The sequence below is a fragment of the Vibrio sp. TBV020 genome (assembly GCF_046056895.1).
Classification (GTDB): domain Bacteria; phylum Pseudomonadota; class Gammaproteobacteria; order Enterobacterales; family Vibrionaceae; genus Vibrio.
In genome coordinates this window covers 2,694,916-2,711,432 of record NZ_JBEEAQ010000003.1, presented here as the reverse complement: position 1 = coordinate 2,711,432, position 16,517 = coordinate 2,694,916, and the positions used below count along the sequence as shown (strand labels likewise).

15 protein-coding genes are annotated in these 16,517 nt (G+C 42.7%); 5 read left to right on the top strand and 10 right to left on the bottom strand.

Annotated elements, in window-relative coordinates:
• Positions 1–12: 12 nt before the first annotated feature.
• The 4 genes from corC to miaB form a co-directional block, all read right to left on the bottom strand.
• On the bottom strand, positions 13–912 hold the full coding sequence (gene corC, locus AAFX28_RS20400; RefSeq protein ID WP_408690343.1) for a CNNM family magnesium/cobalt transport protein CorC: 900 nt from the start codon (positions 910–912) through the stop codon (positions 13–15).
• A 67-nt stretch (positions 913–979) separates the two neighbouring features.
• A complete protein-coding gene (gene ybeY / locus AAFX28_RS20395; RefSeq protein ID WP_408690341.1) occupies positions 980–1,444 on the bottom strand; it encodes an rRNA maturation RNase YbeY in 465 nt (154 codons plus the stop codon).
• A gap of 2 nt (positions 1,445–1,446) precedes the next feature.
• Positions 1,447–2,559, bottom strand: coding sequence for a PhoH family protein (locus AAFX28_RS20390; protein WP_408690340.1), 1,113 nt, complete (start codon positions 2,557–2,559; stop codon positions 1,447–1,449).
• Between the two features lie 108 nt (positions 2,560–2,667).
• Positions 2,668–4,092, bottom strand: a complete 1,425-nt coding sequence (miaB, locus tag AAFX28_RS20385; protein WP_053441768.1) for a tRNA (N6-isopentenyl adenosine(37)-C2)-methylthiotransferase MiaB — start codon at positions 4,090–4,092, stop codon at positions 2,668–2,670.
• A 286-nt stretch (positions 4,093–4,378) separates the two neighbouring features.
• On the opposite strand from miaB, the gene AAFX28_RS20380 reads away from it, so the two are divergent.
• A complete protein-coding gene (locus AAFX28_RS20380; RefSeq protein ID WP_408690914.1) occupies positions 4,379–5,557 on the top strand; it encodes a 2-octaprenyl-3-methyl-6-methoxy-1,4-benzoquinol hydroxylase in 1,179 nt (392 codons plus the stop codon).
• A 72-nt stretch (positions 5,558–5,629) separates the two neighbouring features.
• Here AAFX28_RS20380 and crr read toward each other — a convergent pair whose 3' ends face one another.
• The 5 genes from crr to cysZ all read right to left on the bottom strand — a co-directional run bounded on the left by crr (position 5,630) and on the right by cysZ (position 10,588).
• Positions 5,630–6,139 (bottom strand): PTS glucose transporter subunit IIA, encoded by a 510-nt coding sequence (gene crr, locus AAFX28_RS20375; protein ID WP_038203302.1) that lies wholly within the window; start codon positions 6,137–6,139, stop codon positions 5,630–5,632.
• Positions 6,140–6,244: 105 nt separating this feature from the next.
• Positions 6,245–7,969 carry a phosphoenolpyruvate-protein phosphotransferase PtsI gene (ptsI, locus tag AAFX28_RS20370; RefSeq protein WP_408690338.1) on the bottom strand — a complete coding sequence of 575 codons (1,725 nt, stop codon included), beginning with the start codon at positions 7,967–7,969 and terminating at the stop codon, positions 6,245–6,247.
• A 137-nt stretch (positions 7,970–8,106) separates the two neighbouring features.
• Positions 8,107–8,364: an HPr family phosphocarrier protein gene (locus tag AAFX28_RS20365; RefSeq protein ID WP_171760809.1), complete on the bottom strand. Its 258-nt coding sequence runs from the start codon at positions 8,362–8,364 to the stop codon at positions 8,107–8,109.
• Positions 8,365–8,664: 300 nt separating this feature from the next.
• Positions 8,665–9,633, bottom strand: a complete 969-nt coding sequence (gene cysK / locus AAFX28_RS20360) for a cysteine synthase A (protein WP_408690336.1) — start codon at positions 9,631–9,633, stop codon at positions 8,665–8,667.
• 208 nt (positions 9,634–9,841) lie between these two features.
• On the bottom strand, positions 9,842–10,588 hold the full coding sequence (gene cysZ / locus AAFX28_RS20355) for a sulfate transporter CysZ (protein ID WP_408690335.1): 747 nt from the start codon (positions 10,586–10,588) through the stop codon (positions 9,842–9,844).
• Positions 10,589–10,790: 202 nt separating this feature from the next.
• Here cysZ and zipA point away from each other — a divergent pair, with 202 nt between their 5' ends.
• The 4 genes from zipA to AAFX28_RS20335 all read left to right on the top strand — a co-directional run bounded on the left by zipA (position 10,791) and on the right by AAFX28_RS20335 (position 16,279).
• A complete protein-coding gene (zipA, locus tag AAFX28_RS20350; protein WP_408690333.1) occupies positions 10,791–11,687 on the top strand; it encodes a cell division protein ZipA in 897 nt (298 codons plus the stop codon).
• Positions 11,688–11,837: 150 nt separating this feature from the next.
• Positions 11,838–13,847 (top strand): NAD-dependent DNA ligase LigA, encoded by a 2,010-nt coding sequence (gene ligA, locus AAFX28_RS20345; protein ID WP_408690331.1) that lies wholly within the window; start codon positions 11,838–11,840, stop codon positions 13,845–13,847.
• 498 nt (positions 13,848–14,345) lie between these two features.
• A complete protein-coding gene (locus AAFX28_RS20340) occupies positions 14,346–15,437 on the top strand; it encodes a porin (protein WP_408690329.1) in 1,092 nt (363 codons plus the stop codon).
• Between the two features lie 77 nt (positions 15,438–15,514).
• Positions 15,515–16,279 (top strand): DUF2057 family protein, encoded by a 765-nt coding sequence (locus AAFX28_RS20335; protein ID WP_408690327.1) that lies wholly within the window; start codon positions 15,515–15,517, stop codon positions 16,277–16,279.
• Between the two features lie 55 nt (positions 16,280–16,334).
• Here the strand turns inward: AAFX28_RS20335 and AAFX28_RS20330 are convergent, their stop codons facing one another.
• The gene (locus tag AAFX28_RS20330; RefSeq protein ID WP_408690326.1) at positions 16,335–16,508 is read right to left on the bottom strand and encodes a hypothetical protein; all 174 of its coding nucleotides are present in this window, start codon (positions 16,506–16,508) and stop codon (positions 16,335–16,337) included.
• Positions 16,509–16,517 lie beyond the last annotated feature (9 nt).

Below are 16,517 nucleotides of genomic sequence, written 5' to 3'. Positions count from 1 at the left end.
GGGAGCATAGCGTTACTCTTCGGTAGAGTCTGTAATGAGCTCTTCGTCAGGGATAGTCACTTGCAGTTGCAACACTCGACGGTTATCGGCAGATGTTACTTTGAAGTTGTACCCTTCAATATCGACCACTTCACCACGCGATGGTAAGTGACCAAATGCTGTCATTACCATACCACCTACAGTGTCGACCTCTTCATCACTAAATGATGTGTTGAAAGTGTCGTTAAACTCTTCGATTGTTGTCAGAGCTTTTACTGCAAAGGTGTGTTTGCTCAGCTTGCGAATATCTAGTTCTTCTTCATCGTCAAATTCATCTTCGATTTCACCAACGATTTCTTCAAGAATATCTTCGATAGTCACAAGGCCAGAGACCCCACCAAACTCATCAACAACGATAGACATGTGATAACGTTCTTCACGGAACTCTTTAAGTAGGCGATCGACACGCTTACTTTCAGGAACAACTACCGCTGGGCGGATGACTTGTTCGATATCAAATGGTTCGCTGCCAGAGCCTAAGTATTTAAGTAAGTCCTTCGCAAGCAGAATACCTTCTACATGGTCTTTATCTTCACTGATAACTGGGTAGCGTGAGTGCTGAGCATCAGTGATGAGGTTGATTAGAGTATCTAAATCGTCACTACGATCAACCGTAACCATTTGCGAACGCGGTAACATAATGTCACGCACACGCATTTCAGAGATCTCCATAACACCTTCTAGCATATCGCGGGTGTCGTGGTCGATCAGGTCGTTTTCTTCTGAGTCGCGGAATACTTCCACAAGCTCTTGGCGATCTTTTGGTTCACCTTGAAAAATTTGACCTAGGCGTCCGAAGAAGGACTTTCTACTCGGACCTTCAGATTTTTCTTTCTTACCTTCTAGAGAAGAGGGCGAATTGTCTTCGTTCATTGTTTCTCATTTAAGTAACGCTATCAGATGTGTGATAGCTCACGTCAGCAGTGCAAGATTACTTACACTACTCTTTCTCATCAATGTAGGGGTCATTAAACCCCATACCTTGCATGATTTCTGTTTCGAGTGACTCCATCTCGTCAGCTTCGTCATCTTCGATATGATCATAACCTAGCAGATGCAGGCTGCCATGTACAACCATATGCGCCCAGTGCGCCATTAGAGGTTTGTTTTGCTCTACGGCTTCACGTTCAACGACTTGGCGACAGATGATTAAGTCACCCAATAAATCCATCTCGATGCCTGGTGGCGCTTCAAATGGGAAAGAGAGCACATTGGTTGGCTTATTTTTGCCGCGATAATCGTGATTTAGCTGGTGGCTTTCTTCTTCATCCACCAATCGAACAGTGATTTCGGCTTGTGGTTGAAATTTTGTCACTGCCGAGCTTAACCAGAGATGAATATCATCGAAAGTTGGTAAGCCGTTTTCATCTTCGACAGCGAGTTGGAGATCCAGTTCAATACTCATGTTTAATTACTCTCTTTCACAATCGTATTGTTTGCTGTCGCTGCAGCTTCAACTAACGCTTGGTTCGCTGCTTGTTGCGCTTCTCGCTCTTCACGACGAATGCGGTCACGTTCTTTACGCTCTTTCTGATCTTTGGCTTCCCACTTCTCATAAGCGTTAACGATGCGCGCTACAACTGGGTGGCGAACAACATCATCAGCTAAGAAGAAATTGAAGCTAATATCATCGACATCACTTAGTACTTCGATCGCATGACGTAGACCTGATTTTGCCCCGCGAGGAAGGTCGATCTGAGTGATATCACCAGTAATCACTGCTCGTGAGTTAAAACCGATACGCGTTAAGAACATTTTCATCTGCTCTACTGTCGTGTTTTGACTCTCATCTAAGATGATAAACGCATCATTCAATGTACGACCACGCATGTAAGCCAATGGAGCAACTTCGATTACGTTGCGCTCAATCAGTTTTTCTACTTTTTCGAAGCCTAACATTTCAAAAAGTGCATCGTATAGTGGACGAAGGTATGGGTCGACTTTTTGGCTTAAGTCACCTGGTAGGAAGCCTAGCTTCTCACCTGCCTCTACTGCTGGACGAGTTAGCAAAATACGACGAATTTCTTGGCGCTCTAGTGCGTCAACTGCAGCTGCAACCGCTAGGTACGTTTTACCTGTACCTGCAGGACCGATACCGAAAGAGATGTCATGAGTCACCATGTTCATCAAGTATTGCCCTTGATTTGGTGTACGTGGCTTGATGACGCCTTTTTTGGTCTTGATGAACACTTCTTTGCCGTGCTCGAAGTTCGCTTGTAGATCTTGCTCTAGTACGCCTGTTTCTTTGATCGCAAGATGGATCTCATCTGGTTCAACATCAGGAATATTACCGCGAACAGGTGCCGTGTTTACGTAAAGCGTTTTAATGATTTCAAGCGCTGCAGCACTAGTGTGTGGCTTGCCTACGATAGTAAAGAAATTGCCACGGTAGCTGATTTCAACGCCTAAACGACGTTCTAAGTGTTTGATATTATCGTCGAAAGGACCACACAGGCTGGCTAGACGGCGATTATCAGAAGGTTCTAGATTGATTTCTAGAGTTACAATTTTATTGCTCAAAGTTGCCTCTCAAAATGTCCCATTCGCAAGAAGCCCGATTTAGACCGGGCTTCGAATGGCGATCGTTACCTATCTCTAAGATGGTAACTTATACAGCGATTTTCAAGCTTAAGGCGTAAAGGTTGCTACACCTAGCTCATCTTCGCGCTTTGTTTTTGCCATCATCTGGGTAGGAGAGATGACTGTGCGAAGATCCATATCTTTTTCTGTACGAACTAGCTCACCACGTAAAGAGTTAGCAAATACGTCGGTGATCTTCACATCCACAAATTGACCAATTAGGTCTGCGCTACCTTCAAAGTTCACCACGCGGTTGTTTTCAGTACGTGCACGAAGTTCCATTAGATTCTTCTTCGATGGACCTTCAACAAGAACGCGCTGCTCAGTATCAAGCATTAGGCGTGAGTAACGCATTGCTTGTGCATTAACCGTTTGCTGCAGTTCGTATAGACGCTCTTTCTTCTCTTGTTCTGGTACGTCACATGGGTAGTCCGCTGCTGGCGTACCTGGACGTGGAGAGAAGATAAAGCTGAAGCTCATATCGAAATCAACATCTTTGATTAGCTTCATTGTGTCTTGGTGATCTTTCGCTGTTTCGCCCGGGAAGCCAACGATAAAGTCAGAACTGATCTGAATATCAGGACGCGCTTTACGTAGCTTACGAATGATCGATTTGTATTCGATTGCTGTGTGTGGACGCTTCATCATAGTAAGGATACGGTCACTACCACTTTGTACTGGTAGGTGCAGGAAGCTCACAAGCTCAGGTGTGTCTTCATATACTGCGATGATGTCGTCAGTGAACTCTAGTGGGTGACTAGTCGTAAAGCGAATACGGTCGATACCATCAATTGATGCAACAAGACGCAACAATTCAGCGAAAGAACAGATATCACCTTCGTGAGTTGGACCACGGTATGCGTTTACGTTTTGGCCTAGTAGGTTAACTTCACGTACACCTTGATCAGCAAGTTGTGCGATTTCGAATAGTACGTCATCCATTGGACGGCTAACTTCTTCACCACGAGTGTAAGGTACTACACAGTAAGTACAGTACTTAGAACAGCCTTCCATGATAGAAACGAATGCAGTTGCACCTTCAGCGCGAGGCTCTGGTAGACGGTCAAATTTCTCGATCTCAGGGAAAGAGATATCCATAACTGGCGCTTCATTTGATTGAGACTGTTTGATCATCTCAGGAAGACGGTGCAGTGTTTGTGGGCCGAAGATAACGTCAACAAACGGCGCACGTTCACGGATGTGATCACCTTCTTGCGTTGCAACACAGCCGCCAACACCAATAACAACGCCTTCTTTTTTATCTTTCAGCGTTTTCCAACGACCAAGCTGGTGGAATACTTTTTCTTGTGCTTTTTCACGAATTGAACAGGTATTAAGAAGTAGTACATCTGCCTCTTCTGGTTCTTCCGTCAGCTCATAGCCGTTAGCCGCGTTCAGTAGATCCGCCATTTTTGATGAATCGTATTCGTTCATCTGGCAGCCCCAGGTTTTAATTAGCAGTTTCTTACTCATTTTGTTCGCTCGATCGTTAGTTTAAATTAAGGGAGCAAATCGCCCAGTGTTCCTCACGGTCATCTATAAAATTAGCTTTGGATGACCAAATTTTCTGCTCACATTGCAGAGAGCGGCGTATTGTACTGCTTTAAAAACCTACTGACTAGTGTTGGTGAGAAATCAATTCAAAGCGTTATCAAACAAGGGGTTTGCCCATATTGGTGTTGAGGTTTTTGGTTACATTTTAGTAATGAAAACGTACAATGAAAAACAGTCGGGTAATCAATATGATGAAGTACAAATTATGAGCGATTTTGATGTTGCAGTGATTGGTGGAGGCATGGTTGGGGCGGCCACTGCGATTGGTTTTGCCAAACAAGGCCGAAGAGTTGTGGTAGTAGAGGGATCTAAACCTCAGTCGTTTAGCCCAGAGCAACCATTAGATATTCGTGTCTCTGCAATTTCTGAGCACTCTGTTTCAATTTTAAATGAGCTTGATGCTTGGGAAGCGATTAAACAAATGCGTGTTTGCCCATACCGTCGATTAGAGACGTGGGAACACCCGGAATGCCGAACTCGCTTTCATGCTGAATCGCTCAATATGGAGCAGCTTGGCTATATTATTGAAAATCGCTTAATTCAACTCGGTTTATGGCAGCAACTTGAATCGTTAGACAACGTCACTCTTTATTGTCCAGATACACTAGAAGATATTGAGTTTGGTGATGTTAACCAAGTGAAGCTTGCTTCTGGAAAAACATTATCTGCAAATTTAGTAGTTGGTGCCGATGGAGCAAATTCTAAAGTACGTCAGTTAGCAGGAATTGGTATTACAGCATGGGATTACAGGCAGCATTGTATGCTCATCAATGTAGAAACTGAACTTCCTCAGCAAGATATTACTTGGCAGCAGTTTACGCCATCAGGCCCAAGATCGTTTTTGCCTCTTGCACCACTTAGAACGGATGGAAAAGAGATCTCACAAGGATCACTGGTTTGGTATGACTCACCTAGTCGTATTAAGCGTTTGTCGTCAATGTCGCCAGCTCAGTTACGTGAAGAGGTATTGGCGTGCTTCCCGTCGGAGCTTGGTGACATAAAGGTACTTCAGTCTGGTTCATTCCCATTAACACGTCGCCATGCCCAGTCTTATTTCGCTAACCAGTGTGTGTTGGTTGGAGATTCGGCTCATACAATTAACCCACTGGCAGGGCAGGGGGTAAACCTTGGATTTAAAGATGTTGAAGCGCTACTTAAAGTGACCGAAGGTAAAGGTGAGCTAATGGATAGTGTATTAGCGCAATATGAAAGAAAGCGTCGCCCTGACAACTTGCTAATGCAATCGGGTATGGATTTCTTTTATAAAGGTTTTAGCAATGACATTGCTCCACTGAAGCTTGTGCGTAATGCAGCACTAAAGATTGCAGAGAATACTGGGCCGTTAAAAGCACAGGTATTGAAATACGCACTAGGTTTGAAATAAGGCGTATATTTAGGACAGGCAATAAAAAACGCAGCCATGGCTGCGTTTTTTTGTATCTAGATAAAGTAGCTATTACTTAGTTACTTTAAGAACTGCAGTTTCACCAACAGTTACAGAACCAGAAAGCTTGTTTAGCTCTTTGATTTCGTCCATGTTAGAGATAACAACTGGAGTTAGAGTCGATTTAGCTTTCTCTTCTAGAAGCGCTAGGTCGAAAGTGATGATAGTGTCACCAGCTTTAACAGTTTGACCTTCTTCAGCTACGCGAGTGAAGCCTTCGCCTTTTAGTTCAACTGTATCGATACCGAAGTGAACGAAAAGCTCAACACCGTCGTCAGACTCGATAGAGAATGCGTGGTTTGTTTCGAAGATCTTACCGATAGTACCGTTTACAGGAGCTACCATCTTGTCGCCAGCTGGCTTGATCGCGATACCGTCACCAACGATTTTCTCAGCGAAAACCACATCTGGCACATCTTCGATATTTACGATTTCACCTGAAAGAGGTGCGATGATTTCGATTGCACCAGCATCAGCGCTGTCATCAGATACAAGCTTCTTAAGTTTATCAAACAGACCCATTGTGTCATGCTCCTAACGTTTTCGTTTAATTCTGTCGAATTATAGTATACCAATCTCAGAAGATAGACGACTACTTTCGCCGTCTATCTCATTGGAATTAGCTGATTATTGAGTTTTCTCTGCGATGAATTTTTCTACTACTGCTTCGATTTCTGCTGCAGTTGGTAGAGAAAGCGCTTCTTCAGCCATCGCTTTTACTTCAGCGAAGTTAGAGTTACGGATAACTTTCTTCACTTTAGGGATAGAAATACCACTCATAGAGAACTCATCTAGACCCATACCTAGTAGAAGTAGAGTTGCACGCTCATCGCCTGCTAGCTCACCACACATACCAGTCCACTTACCTTCAGCGTGAGAAGCATCGATAACTTGCTTGATAACTGTTAGTACTGCTGGAGATAGTGGGTTGTATAGGTGAGAGATCATCTCGTTACCACGGTCTACTGCAAGTGTGTACTGAGTAAGGTCGTTAGTACCGATTGAGAAGAATGCTACTTCTTTCGCTAGGTGGTGTGCGATAGCTGCTGCCGCTGGAGTTTCAACCATTACACCGATTTCGATCTCTTCATCGAATGCATGACCTTCTGCGCGAAGTTCAGCTTTGTATTCTTCAATAGCTTTCTTAAGTTCACGGATCTCTTCAACAGAGATGATCATTGGGAACATGATGCGAAGCTTACCGTGAGCAGATGCACGTAGGATGCCGCGTAGCTGGTCACGAAGGATTTCACGACGGTCTAAGCTGATACGAACTGCGCGCCAGCCTAGGAATGGGTTCATCTCTTGTGGTAGATCCATGTAAGGAAGATCTTTGTCACCACCGATGTCCATAGTACGGATAATTACCGACTCACCGTTCATTGCTTCTGCAACTTCTTTGTACGCTTGGTACTGCTCTTCTTCAGTAGGAAGTGCATCACGGTCCATGAATAGGAATTCAGTACGGTACAGACCAACGCCTTCACCACCGTTACGGATGATGCCGTCACAGTCTTTAACTGTACCAATGTTACCGCATACTTCTACGCGGTGACCGTCAAGAGTCTCTGCGTGTAGATCTTTTAGCTTAGCCAGTTCTTCTTTTTCAGCAACGAATGCTGCTTTAACTGCTTTCGCTTCTTCAAGTTCAGCTTCAGATGGGTTGATAACAATCTTGTTGTTCATCGCATCTAGGATAAGCATGTCGCCGTTCTTAACTTGCTTAGTGATATCGTTAGTACCAACGATAGCAGGAAGCTCAAGTGAACGAGCCATGATTGAAGTGTGAGAAGTACGACCGCCGATATCACAAGCAAAACCAAGAACGTAATCTAGGTTGATTTGTGCAGTTTCAGATGGCGTTAGGTCGTAAGCTACTAGGATAACTTCTTCATCGATGTCGCTTAGTGAAACGATGTTGATGCCTAGTGCATTTTTAACAAAACGTGTACCGATATCACGGATGTCAGTTGCACGTTCTTTTAGGTATTCGTCGTCTAGAGATTCTAGAGCAGATGCTTGCTCTTCGATAACTGTGTAAATCGCGTTATCAGCGTGCATCTTGTCTTTTTTGATTAGTGCTAGGATTTCTTCCTCTAGCTCTTCGTCTTCAAGAAGCATGATGTGACCTTCAAAGATTGCTTCTTTTTCTTCACCGAAAGTCTCAAGCGCTTTTTGCTTAACAACTTCTAGTTGAGCTGAAGATTTGTTACGAGCGTCAAAGAAACGCTGAACTTCTGCTTCAACTTGGTCTTCAGTGATAGTGTTAGTGTTTAGAACGATTTCATCTTCTTGAAGTAGTAGTGCTTTACCGATAGCAATACCAGGAGATGCTAGGATGCCTGAAATCATAGCCTTACCTTAAATTGGTCAACTTAAAAACGGGAGAATAATGAGTGCGCTAACGAATAGTTGTAGCTTATATATGGGCCTATTTCCAACAAAGCCATTTTGCTTTCACAAAATGGCTTTGAAAATAGGAGACCGAATTAGTGTAGCTCGTCCATTAGAGCAACTAGGTGATCTACAGCTTGCTGAGCTTGAGGGCCTTCAGCTGAGATAGAAACTACTGTACCTTTAACTAGGCCAAGAGTTTGCAGCTTGAAAAGGCTCTTAGCGCTAGCGCTTTTACCGTTAGAAGTCACAGTGATGTCCGCGTCGAATGCTTTAGCTTCTTTAACGAACTGTGCAGCTGGACGAGTGTGAAGACCGTTTTCTGCAGTGATTTCTACTTGCTTCTCGTACATGTTATATACCCCAATTGATTTATTTTTTGATAGTTTCTTAACCAGAACTAGCTTAACTCCAAATAATATATTCTGCTAGATGCAGAACGTTCATTTCGTGTCAGAACTGATACTGGTTGTAAATTATTCAATCGCGATTCCAGTCTATGCTTTCTTTCGCCATTGATAGAAATTCTTATTTAGCTCTTTATTTTGAAGCTAAAAATAAAACAGCCCTGATATTACCAAAGGTGAGGCAGGGATCAACAAAAAAGCCCCTGAATGGGGCTTTTTTAGGCGAAAAATTGATTTGACACCGTATTACTGCTGGTTCTCTTTCTCAGTAAAGATGCCAGCAAATAGGGCTGTACTTAGGTAACGCTCACCAGAGCTCGGTAGTACAGTAACAATGGTTTTTCCTGCAAATTCAGGTAGTTCCGCTAAGCGATTAGCTGCAACCACTGCGGCACCTGATGAAATGCCGGCTAAGATGCCTTCCTCTTCCATTAGGCGACGAGCCATTTCGATTGCTTCTTCAGAAGTTACTGCTTCAACACGGTCAACCACTTCCAAATCTAGGTTACCAGGAATGAAGCCTGCACCAATACCTTGAATTTTGTGAGGAGCTGGTTGAATTTCGTCACCTGCAAGTGCTTGTGCAATCACTGGTGACTCTGCTGGTTCTACTGCAACAGATACAATGTTCTTGCCTTTCTCGCCTTTAATGTAGCGACTTGTGCCTGTGATAGTACCGCCCGTACCAACACCAGCAACGAAAACGTCAATTTCACCGTCAGTTGCATCCCAGATTTCAGGACCAGTGGTCTTTTCATGAATTTGTGGGTTAGCTGGGTTGTTGAATTGTTGTAGAAGTAGGTATTTCTCAGGGTTGCTTGCAACAATCTCTTCTGCTTTAGCAATTGCACCTTTCATGCCTTTTGCAGCTTCAGTTAGCTCAAGGTTCGCCCCTAGCGCTTTAAGTAGCTTACGACGCTCTAGGCTCATTGACTCAGGCATTGTTAGCGTTAGCTTGTAGCCACGAGCAGCTGCTACGAAAGCAAGAGCAACACCTGTGTTACCACTTGTAGGCTCTACAAGCTCTACTCCTGGTTTTAGCGTTCCTGCTTTTTCTGCTTCCCAAATCATGTTCGCACCGATACGACACTTAACGCTGAAGCTTGGGTTACGAGCTTCTACTTTAGCCAGTACCTTACCATTGCTGACTTTATTAAGGCGTACTAGAGGAGTATTACCAATAGTTTGAGAGTTGTCTTCGAAGATTTTGCTCATGGTGTGATCCTTCATCTGATTAAGTGCTTACCTAAATCAAAGTTATAGGGCTAAGTAAGCTTATGTTCTATGTATGACGATATGTCTGTCTGCTTAGAAGATTATGGTAGGAACAACGCCGAGAAAAGGATTAAAAAGTTATATGATATGAATTAGGACGAAGCGCACATTATTTATGTGCGCTAGAAAATAAAAGGTTAAGAGTGACTTATCGATTGTCTTGCTTAAACTCATTCACCCACATCGACGTTGCTCCACAAACTGCAACGGGCATAACGATCAGGTTAAGGATAGGGATTGTAGTAAACACAGAAACCAACATTCCAAAACCATAAGCTTTGCCCTGTTTTTGTTTCAAATTGTTTCGCATGTCATTAAAAGGCACTTTGTGGTTATCAAATGGATAATCGCAGTACTGAATTGCAAGAATCCAAGCTGTAAAAATAAACCACAAGAAAGGTCCAACGGTTTGGCCCAAAGCAGGTATCAATAACAATAAAAAGAGACCAATAGCTTTTGGTAATACGTAGACAAGCTTGCGCCATTCTCTCGCTAATATACGCGGGGTATCTTTAATCACCGCGAGCATCCCGTCTTCATTAACTTTCTTTTGTGTTAAGTGCTCCTCTACTTTTTCAGCGAGTAACCCGTTAAATGGGGCTGCGATAAAATTCGCTAGCGTACTAAAGAAGTATGAGAAGGTTGCTAAGATAGTGAGTACTAACAATGGCCAAAGCAGGTAACTTAGCCAAGAGAGGAAGTCGGGTAGCTGACCCATCATTGCTTCAATCCAAGTATCTAAATTGGAGAAAAGATAAAATAGAGCACCACCAACAAGAACAATATTGGCAAGGAGAGGCAAAATAACAAACCGGCGAATGCCAGGGGTAAGGGCAAGTTCGATGCCATGAAAGAAATATCCGAAGCCGGATCGCTGCTGTAAATGTGTTTTCATAATCATTAGTAGTGGTGTAAAAACGAACGCTTTCTATCTTAACAAGAAAAAAGCGTGTTCAAAATCACAACATTATGGGAACTTCTAACATTAAGTTGTTCTAAAACAGGGGAGAGTTTTGGTAGAGTAACTCATAGTAAGGTTAAACCGATTTGATATGAGTTATCTTAATTGACTGATATCGAGCAAATGAGAGCTAAAGATGCAGGAACTGCGATTTGTACTCATAATTGTCGGAGCATTAGCGATTGCCGCTCTATTGTTCCACGGATTATGGACAAGTAAAAAAGAAGGAAAAGCTAAGTTTGGCAATAAACCACTTGGCAAGTTGGATGTCGACAATGATGACACGGACGTAGTACCTGAAAGAGCGTTTGCTCCAGAAGATGATTTTGAAATCATCAAGAAAGAACGCAAAGAACCTGGTTTTGTTGAACAGCACGATATGGAAATGGCTGCCGATCCATTGATTGATAGCTATCCAGAGTCTGAGTCTTCTGTTTCTCTTACTGACTCTGATAAGCCAAGTATTGCTGATAAAGAAGAAGCAGAGCTAGAGGTTCCTTCATTTTCAAGTAAGTCACTCGATGATGTTGAAGAAGTAGTCGCTCCGGTGATAGAGCCTGTCGCGAAAGAGCCGATTGTAGAGGCTGAGCCTGAAAAGCAAGAAGAAGTTCCACTAGAGGTGATCGTATTAAACGTTCATTGTGCAGGTGATGAACCATTTGTTGGTACTAAGTTATTTGACAGTATGCAGCAAAATGGCTTGATCTATGGTGAGATGGATATTTTCCACCGTCATTCAGATTTATCAGGCACCGGCAAAGTACTATTCAGTGTGGCGAATATGATGCAACCAGGCACATTAAAGCACGACGACCCATCAGAGTTTTCAACGAAAGGTATTTCATTCTTTATGACAATGCCATGTTTCGGTGATGCCGAGCAAAACTTTAAGTTGATGCTGAAAACAGCTCAGCAAATTGCTGATGACTTAGGCGCTAATGTTCTCGACGATGCCCGCAATCTAATGACGCCTAATCGTTTAGACAGCTACCGAGCTCAGATTCAACAATTCAAAGCTTCTCAGCAAGCATAAGCCAACCCAACGATGAAAAGGCTCCTAGATGGAGCCTTTTTTAGTTCATGATTGAGTTGCTAACAATAGTGGGTATGTTCATACTTCCATTTTCAGACTCAGCATGATTGAAACGATCATCACCGCATTAAAGAAATAATAGAGTTAGCCATGTCTACAGAGATTCAAGAACAACTTAATCAACTGCGTGAAACGCTCCACTATCACGGAGTTAAATATTATGTTGAAGACAGTCCAGAAATCCCGGATGCCGAATATGATCGCTTAATGCGAGAGCTTATGGAGCTTGAGTCTTCACACCCTGAGTTTATGACGATTGATTCTCCAAGCCAGCGTGTAGGTGGTGAACCTTTGGATGGATTCGGTTCAGTAACTCATGAGATACCAATGCTATCGCTTGATAATGCGTTTGATGATGGCGAGCTGGAAGGCTTTCACAAGCGTATGGGCGACAGAATTTCGGGCGCAACTTTTGACGTGTTTTGTTGTGAGCCAAAACTTGATGGCCTAGCGGTAAGTCTGTTGTATGAAAACGGAGTATTGGTTCAGGCTGCAACCCGCGGTGATGGCGCAACGGGCGAAAACATTACCGAAAATGTTCGCACGATCAAAGCTATTCCATTAAAGCTTCAAGGTGAAGGTTGGCCCGAGCGTATTGAAGTGCGTGGTGAAGTTTTTATGCCTAAAGCGGGTTTTGACAAACTTAACGAGCAAGCGCTAAAGAAAGGTGAAAAAGTATTCGTAAACCCTCGTAACGCAGCGGCGGGTAGTTTACGTCAACTCGATTCACGTATTACTGCTACTCGACCTTTGAGCTTCTATGCATACAGCGTGGGAGTTGTTGAAGGCGCAGTGTTATCAAGTAGTCACTACGAGCGCTTCCTACAACTGAAAGGCTGGGGACTACCAATGTGCCCAGAGACAAAGCGTGTTGGTAACTTGAATGAAGTAAAGGCTTACTACCAAGATATCTTAGAGCGTCGAGAATCTTTAGCCTATGAGATCGACGGTGTCGTTATTAAGGTGGATGATATTGCACTGCAGGAACAACTAGGTTTTGTTGCTAGGGCTCCTCGTTGGGCGATTGCGTATAAATTCCCTGCTCAAGAGGAAATCACACTTTTAAACGATGTTGAATTTCAAGTTGGTCGCACAGGGGCAATTACACCTGTCGCGAAACTAGAGCCAGTATTTGTTGGCGGTGTAACGGTGAGTAATGCAACTCTCCACAACGCTGATGAAATTGAACGCCTTGGTGTCATGATTGGTGATACGGTTGTGATTCGCCGTGCTGGCGATGTAATTCCTCAAATCGTATCTGTCGTTACAGACCGTCGCCCAGATGACGCTCGTGATATTGTTTTTCCGGAAACATGCCCTGTATGTAAATCACAAGTAGAGCGCGTTGAAGGCGAGGCAGTAGCAAGGTGTTCAGGTGGTCTAGTGTGTCAAGCTCAGCGTAAAGAGGCGCTTAAACACTTTGTCTCTCGCAAAGCGTTAGATGTTGATGGACTAGGTGAAAAAGTTATTGAGCAGTTGGTTGACCGAGAAATGGTTGAGACGCCAGCAGATCTTTTTAAGTTGTCAGCAGGTGTGATTACAGTACTTGATCGCATGGGGCCTAAATCTGCACAAAACGTTGTTGATGCCTTAAAGAAATCGAAACAGACAACATTAACTCGTTTCCTATATTCACTAGGTATCCGTGAAGTAGGGGAGGCGACAGCTGCAAACTTAGCTCAGCACTTCAAAACGCTTGATGCGGTAAAAGTGGCGACTCATGAACAACTGATTGAAGTTCAAGATATTGGCGACATTGTCGCGAGCCATATTACTGCCTTTTTTGCTCAAGAAAAAAATCAATCTGTCATTGATGAACTGTTGAATCAAGGTGTTGCTTGGCCAGAGATAACAGAAAAGGATGCTAACGTACCACAGCCATTAGAAGGTAAAACTGTGGTGTTAACTGGCTCATTATCACAACTGACAAGAAGTGATGCGAAAGCGGCGCTGCAAAATCTAGGTGCCAAAGTGACCGGAAGTGTGTCGAAGAAAACTGATATTCTGTTTGCTGGTGAAAATGCTGGTTCCAAGTTAGCAAAAGCACAAGAGTTAGGTGTTGAAATTAGGACTGAGCAGGATCTTATTTCGCTAATGTAATCGAGATTATAACTACTGAAAGCCACCCATTGGGTGGCTTTTTTTTTGATCATAATAATCTTTGTTTTTCACCGTCATATCGCGCCATTTCCTTCTGTGATTAATGTCTTATTCATGAATAAAACGGAAAACATGAAAGAAAAAATGCGAGGCACTTCAATGTGATTGATGTTTTTTTATTTATTAAGTGATTGTTTTTTATGTATTTTGGTTTTTGTTAGAGCTAGGTTAGTAAGAATGGAGATCTAGATCACTGGAATTATAAAACTTTGTAGCGGGTCATATTTTTTTATATAGAAATTAAGTTCTGGTTGATGTTTTTCGATGCGAAGTTAGTCTGAAAAGCATGGATACACCGCGTGTATGCAGGAAATAGAAAACCTCGATTCAAGGTGAATGGTTGGTTTTCAACATAGGAAATGATTTCTCCCTTCGGCGGCCAACTTAAGGTGAGAAAAATAATAAGACAGCTATATCCATTTTTTAGGAGTTTATTCCATGGACAAAATGTTTAAACGTACCCTTCTAGGTGCAGCAGTGGCAACAGCCGCTATGACTGGTTCAGCAAATGCAGCGATTCAGTTAGCAGGCGAAGCAGTACAATTCTACGGTCAAGCAGCAGGTAACATCACGCTTATCGACGCAGGCGATACTACGAGTGTTGGTACAGAGATTGAGTCACGTATCGGTTTCCGTGGCGTAGTTGAATTTGATGACATTGCACCGAAGTTTATCTGGCAAATGGAAGGTGGTAACGCGAACAATGGCGACAACACTGGTGGTCTAGGTGCTCGTGATACTTACCTAGGTCTTGAATTTGATGGTGTTGGTCAGTTCAAATACGGTCGTCAGCTAGTTGCTGCATACAACTACGTTGATTGGCCACACTCAAACCCTGGTTTAGGCAACGTATTCGACTGGAACAATGACATTGGTGGTGGTTACCAAGATCGTGCAAACAGCGTATTGCGTTTTGATTCTGCAAACTTTGGTGGTTTCAACTTCCAAGCAACGTTGAGTGGCATGGGTAATGATACAGACCAAATGGTATCAAGCTTCGGTACCTCTTTCACTAAAGATGTGTTTAGTGTTCATGCAGGTTACTACCACCAAGGTTCTTACGAGCAAGGTGTGGGTGAGCCAGATAAATTCATTGTCAATGACCAAGACCAAGTTGATGTAAACCCAGACTGGATTACATGGAACAACAACGGTGGCGCAGATCAGAAAGAAACAGTTGAAAGCCGTAACTACGCAATCATCGGTGGTTCTGTATTCTTAGGTGACCTAACTCTTACTGCTGCATATAAAGCAATGGAAGTAGGCAGTGTTGGTCAAAACGCTTACTCTGCAACAGCTCAATATGTTATTGATAGCAAGTACGTACTAAAAGCGGGTTACGCTGGTACTGATGATGCTGATGGCATTGACAACAGTGGTGACCAAGCAATTACGGCTCGTTTTGGTTACCTACTACCAAGCTCTTACTGGTACATCGATTCTCGTAACTACGAAATCAATGACAAAGACAATAGCTACAATGGTGACTGGGCACACCGTATCTTGCTAGGTATGGAATACTACTTCTAATTTAGATTTTTTAACCATACTATAAATCGAGAGCATTCTTTTTTAAGAATGCTCTTTTCACTCAAGGAGATAAATAAATGAAAGTAATAAAAAGGATGTGTGTTATTGGTGCTGTGGTTGCTTCATTTGCTCCAAGAGCTGAAGTGAGTCTAGATTTCCACAGCGATATATCTCCTCTGCTTGTTGGCGGAGAAGAAGTTGGATATTCATTCTTTGCGCGTTCAGCTTATACAATTCCTGATGGAAAAAGTCAGGTTGTATTGAGAGTATCTAAACTTGTTGAAAAAATGGGTGAAAAAGAAAAGTTTAATTCTAAAGCGTTTGTTATGACATTCGATGAAAGTAATCAAGAGCTATTCATTGAACCAAATGCAAAAATTATGAGAGTAGAGCAGGCTGAAGCCTTTAATGAAACCCCACAATTTTCGGTAAAAAATGCTCAAGGAAAACAGATAAAATTTGACCTAGATGAGTTACCCAATCTTGGTGGAATCACGCGAGATCATGAGAAAGAACTGGCTAAATACAATAAGAAAAATTATCCAGAGTTAATTTCAGCATCAGCGGTATCTGTTGTAGCTGACTCCGTAACATCATCTGAAGCGACAAAAAACGAGCAGAAGTCGGTTAGCTCTGAACCTAATATGTTTGAATATTGGATGGAACAAGCAAATGCTTCAGAGATTGAGCAGTTTGCAGATATAGCATTTAAAGAGAGAAAGCTCCCTCAAATCTCCGTTCCTAGCGATGCGTCACAACCAGTTCAAATGCTTGGTTATTGGTTCAACAAAGCAAGCGTTGAAGAAAGAAAGCAAATTTTGACTGATTTGATTAGTTTATAAAGTAAACTGTAATATTCAAGAAAATCGCACCCTTAAGTTAGGGTGCGATTTAAGTTTAAAACATTCTTTTTCCATCTTTCATTTTACATATTTCACTCGGAATATAGTCGCGGCTACCATCTCCTAGCTTACAGTCAACATATGGTCCCATTTCGGTACTGCCATTAGAACCAGCAAATACTGAGAAAGAAAATAAACTTGCTACCAAAACAGCGAATAAACGTTTCATTGTATATCT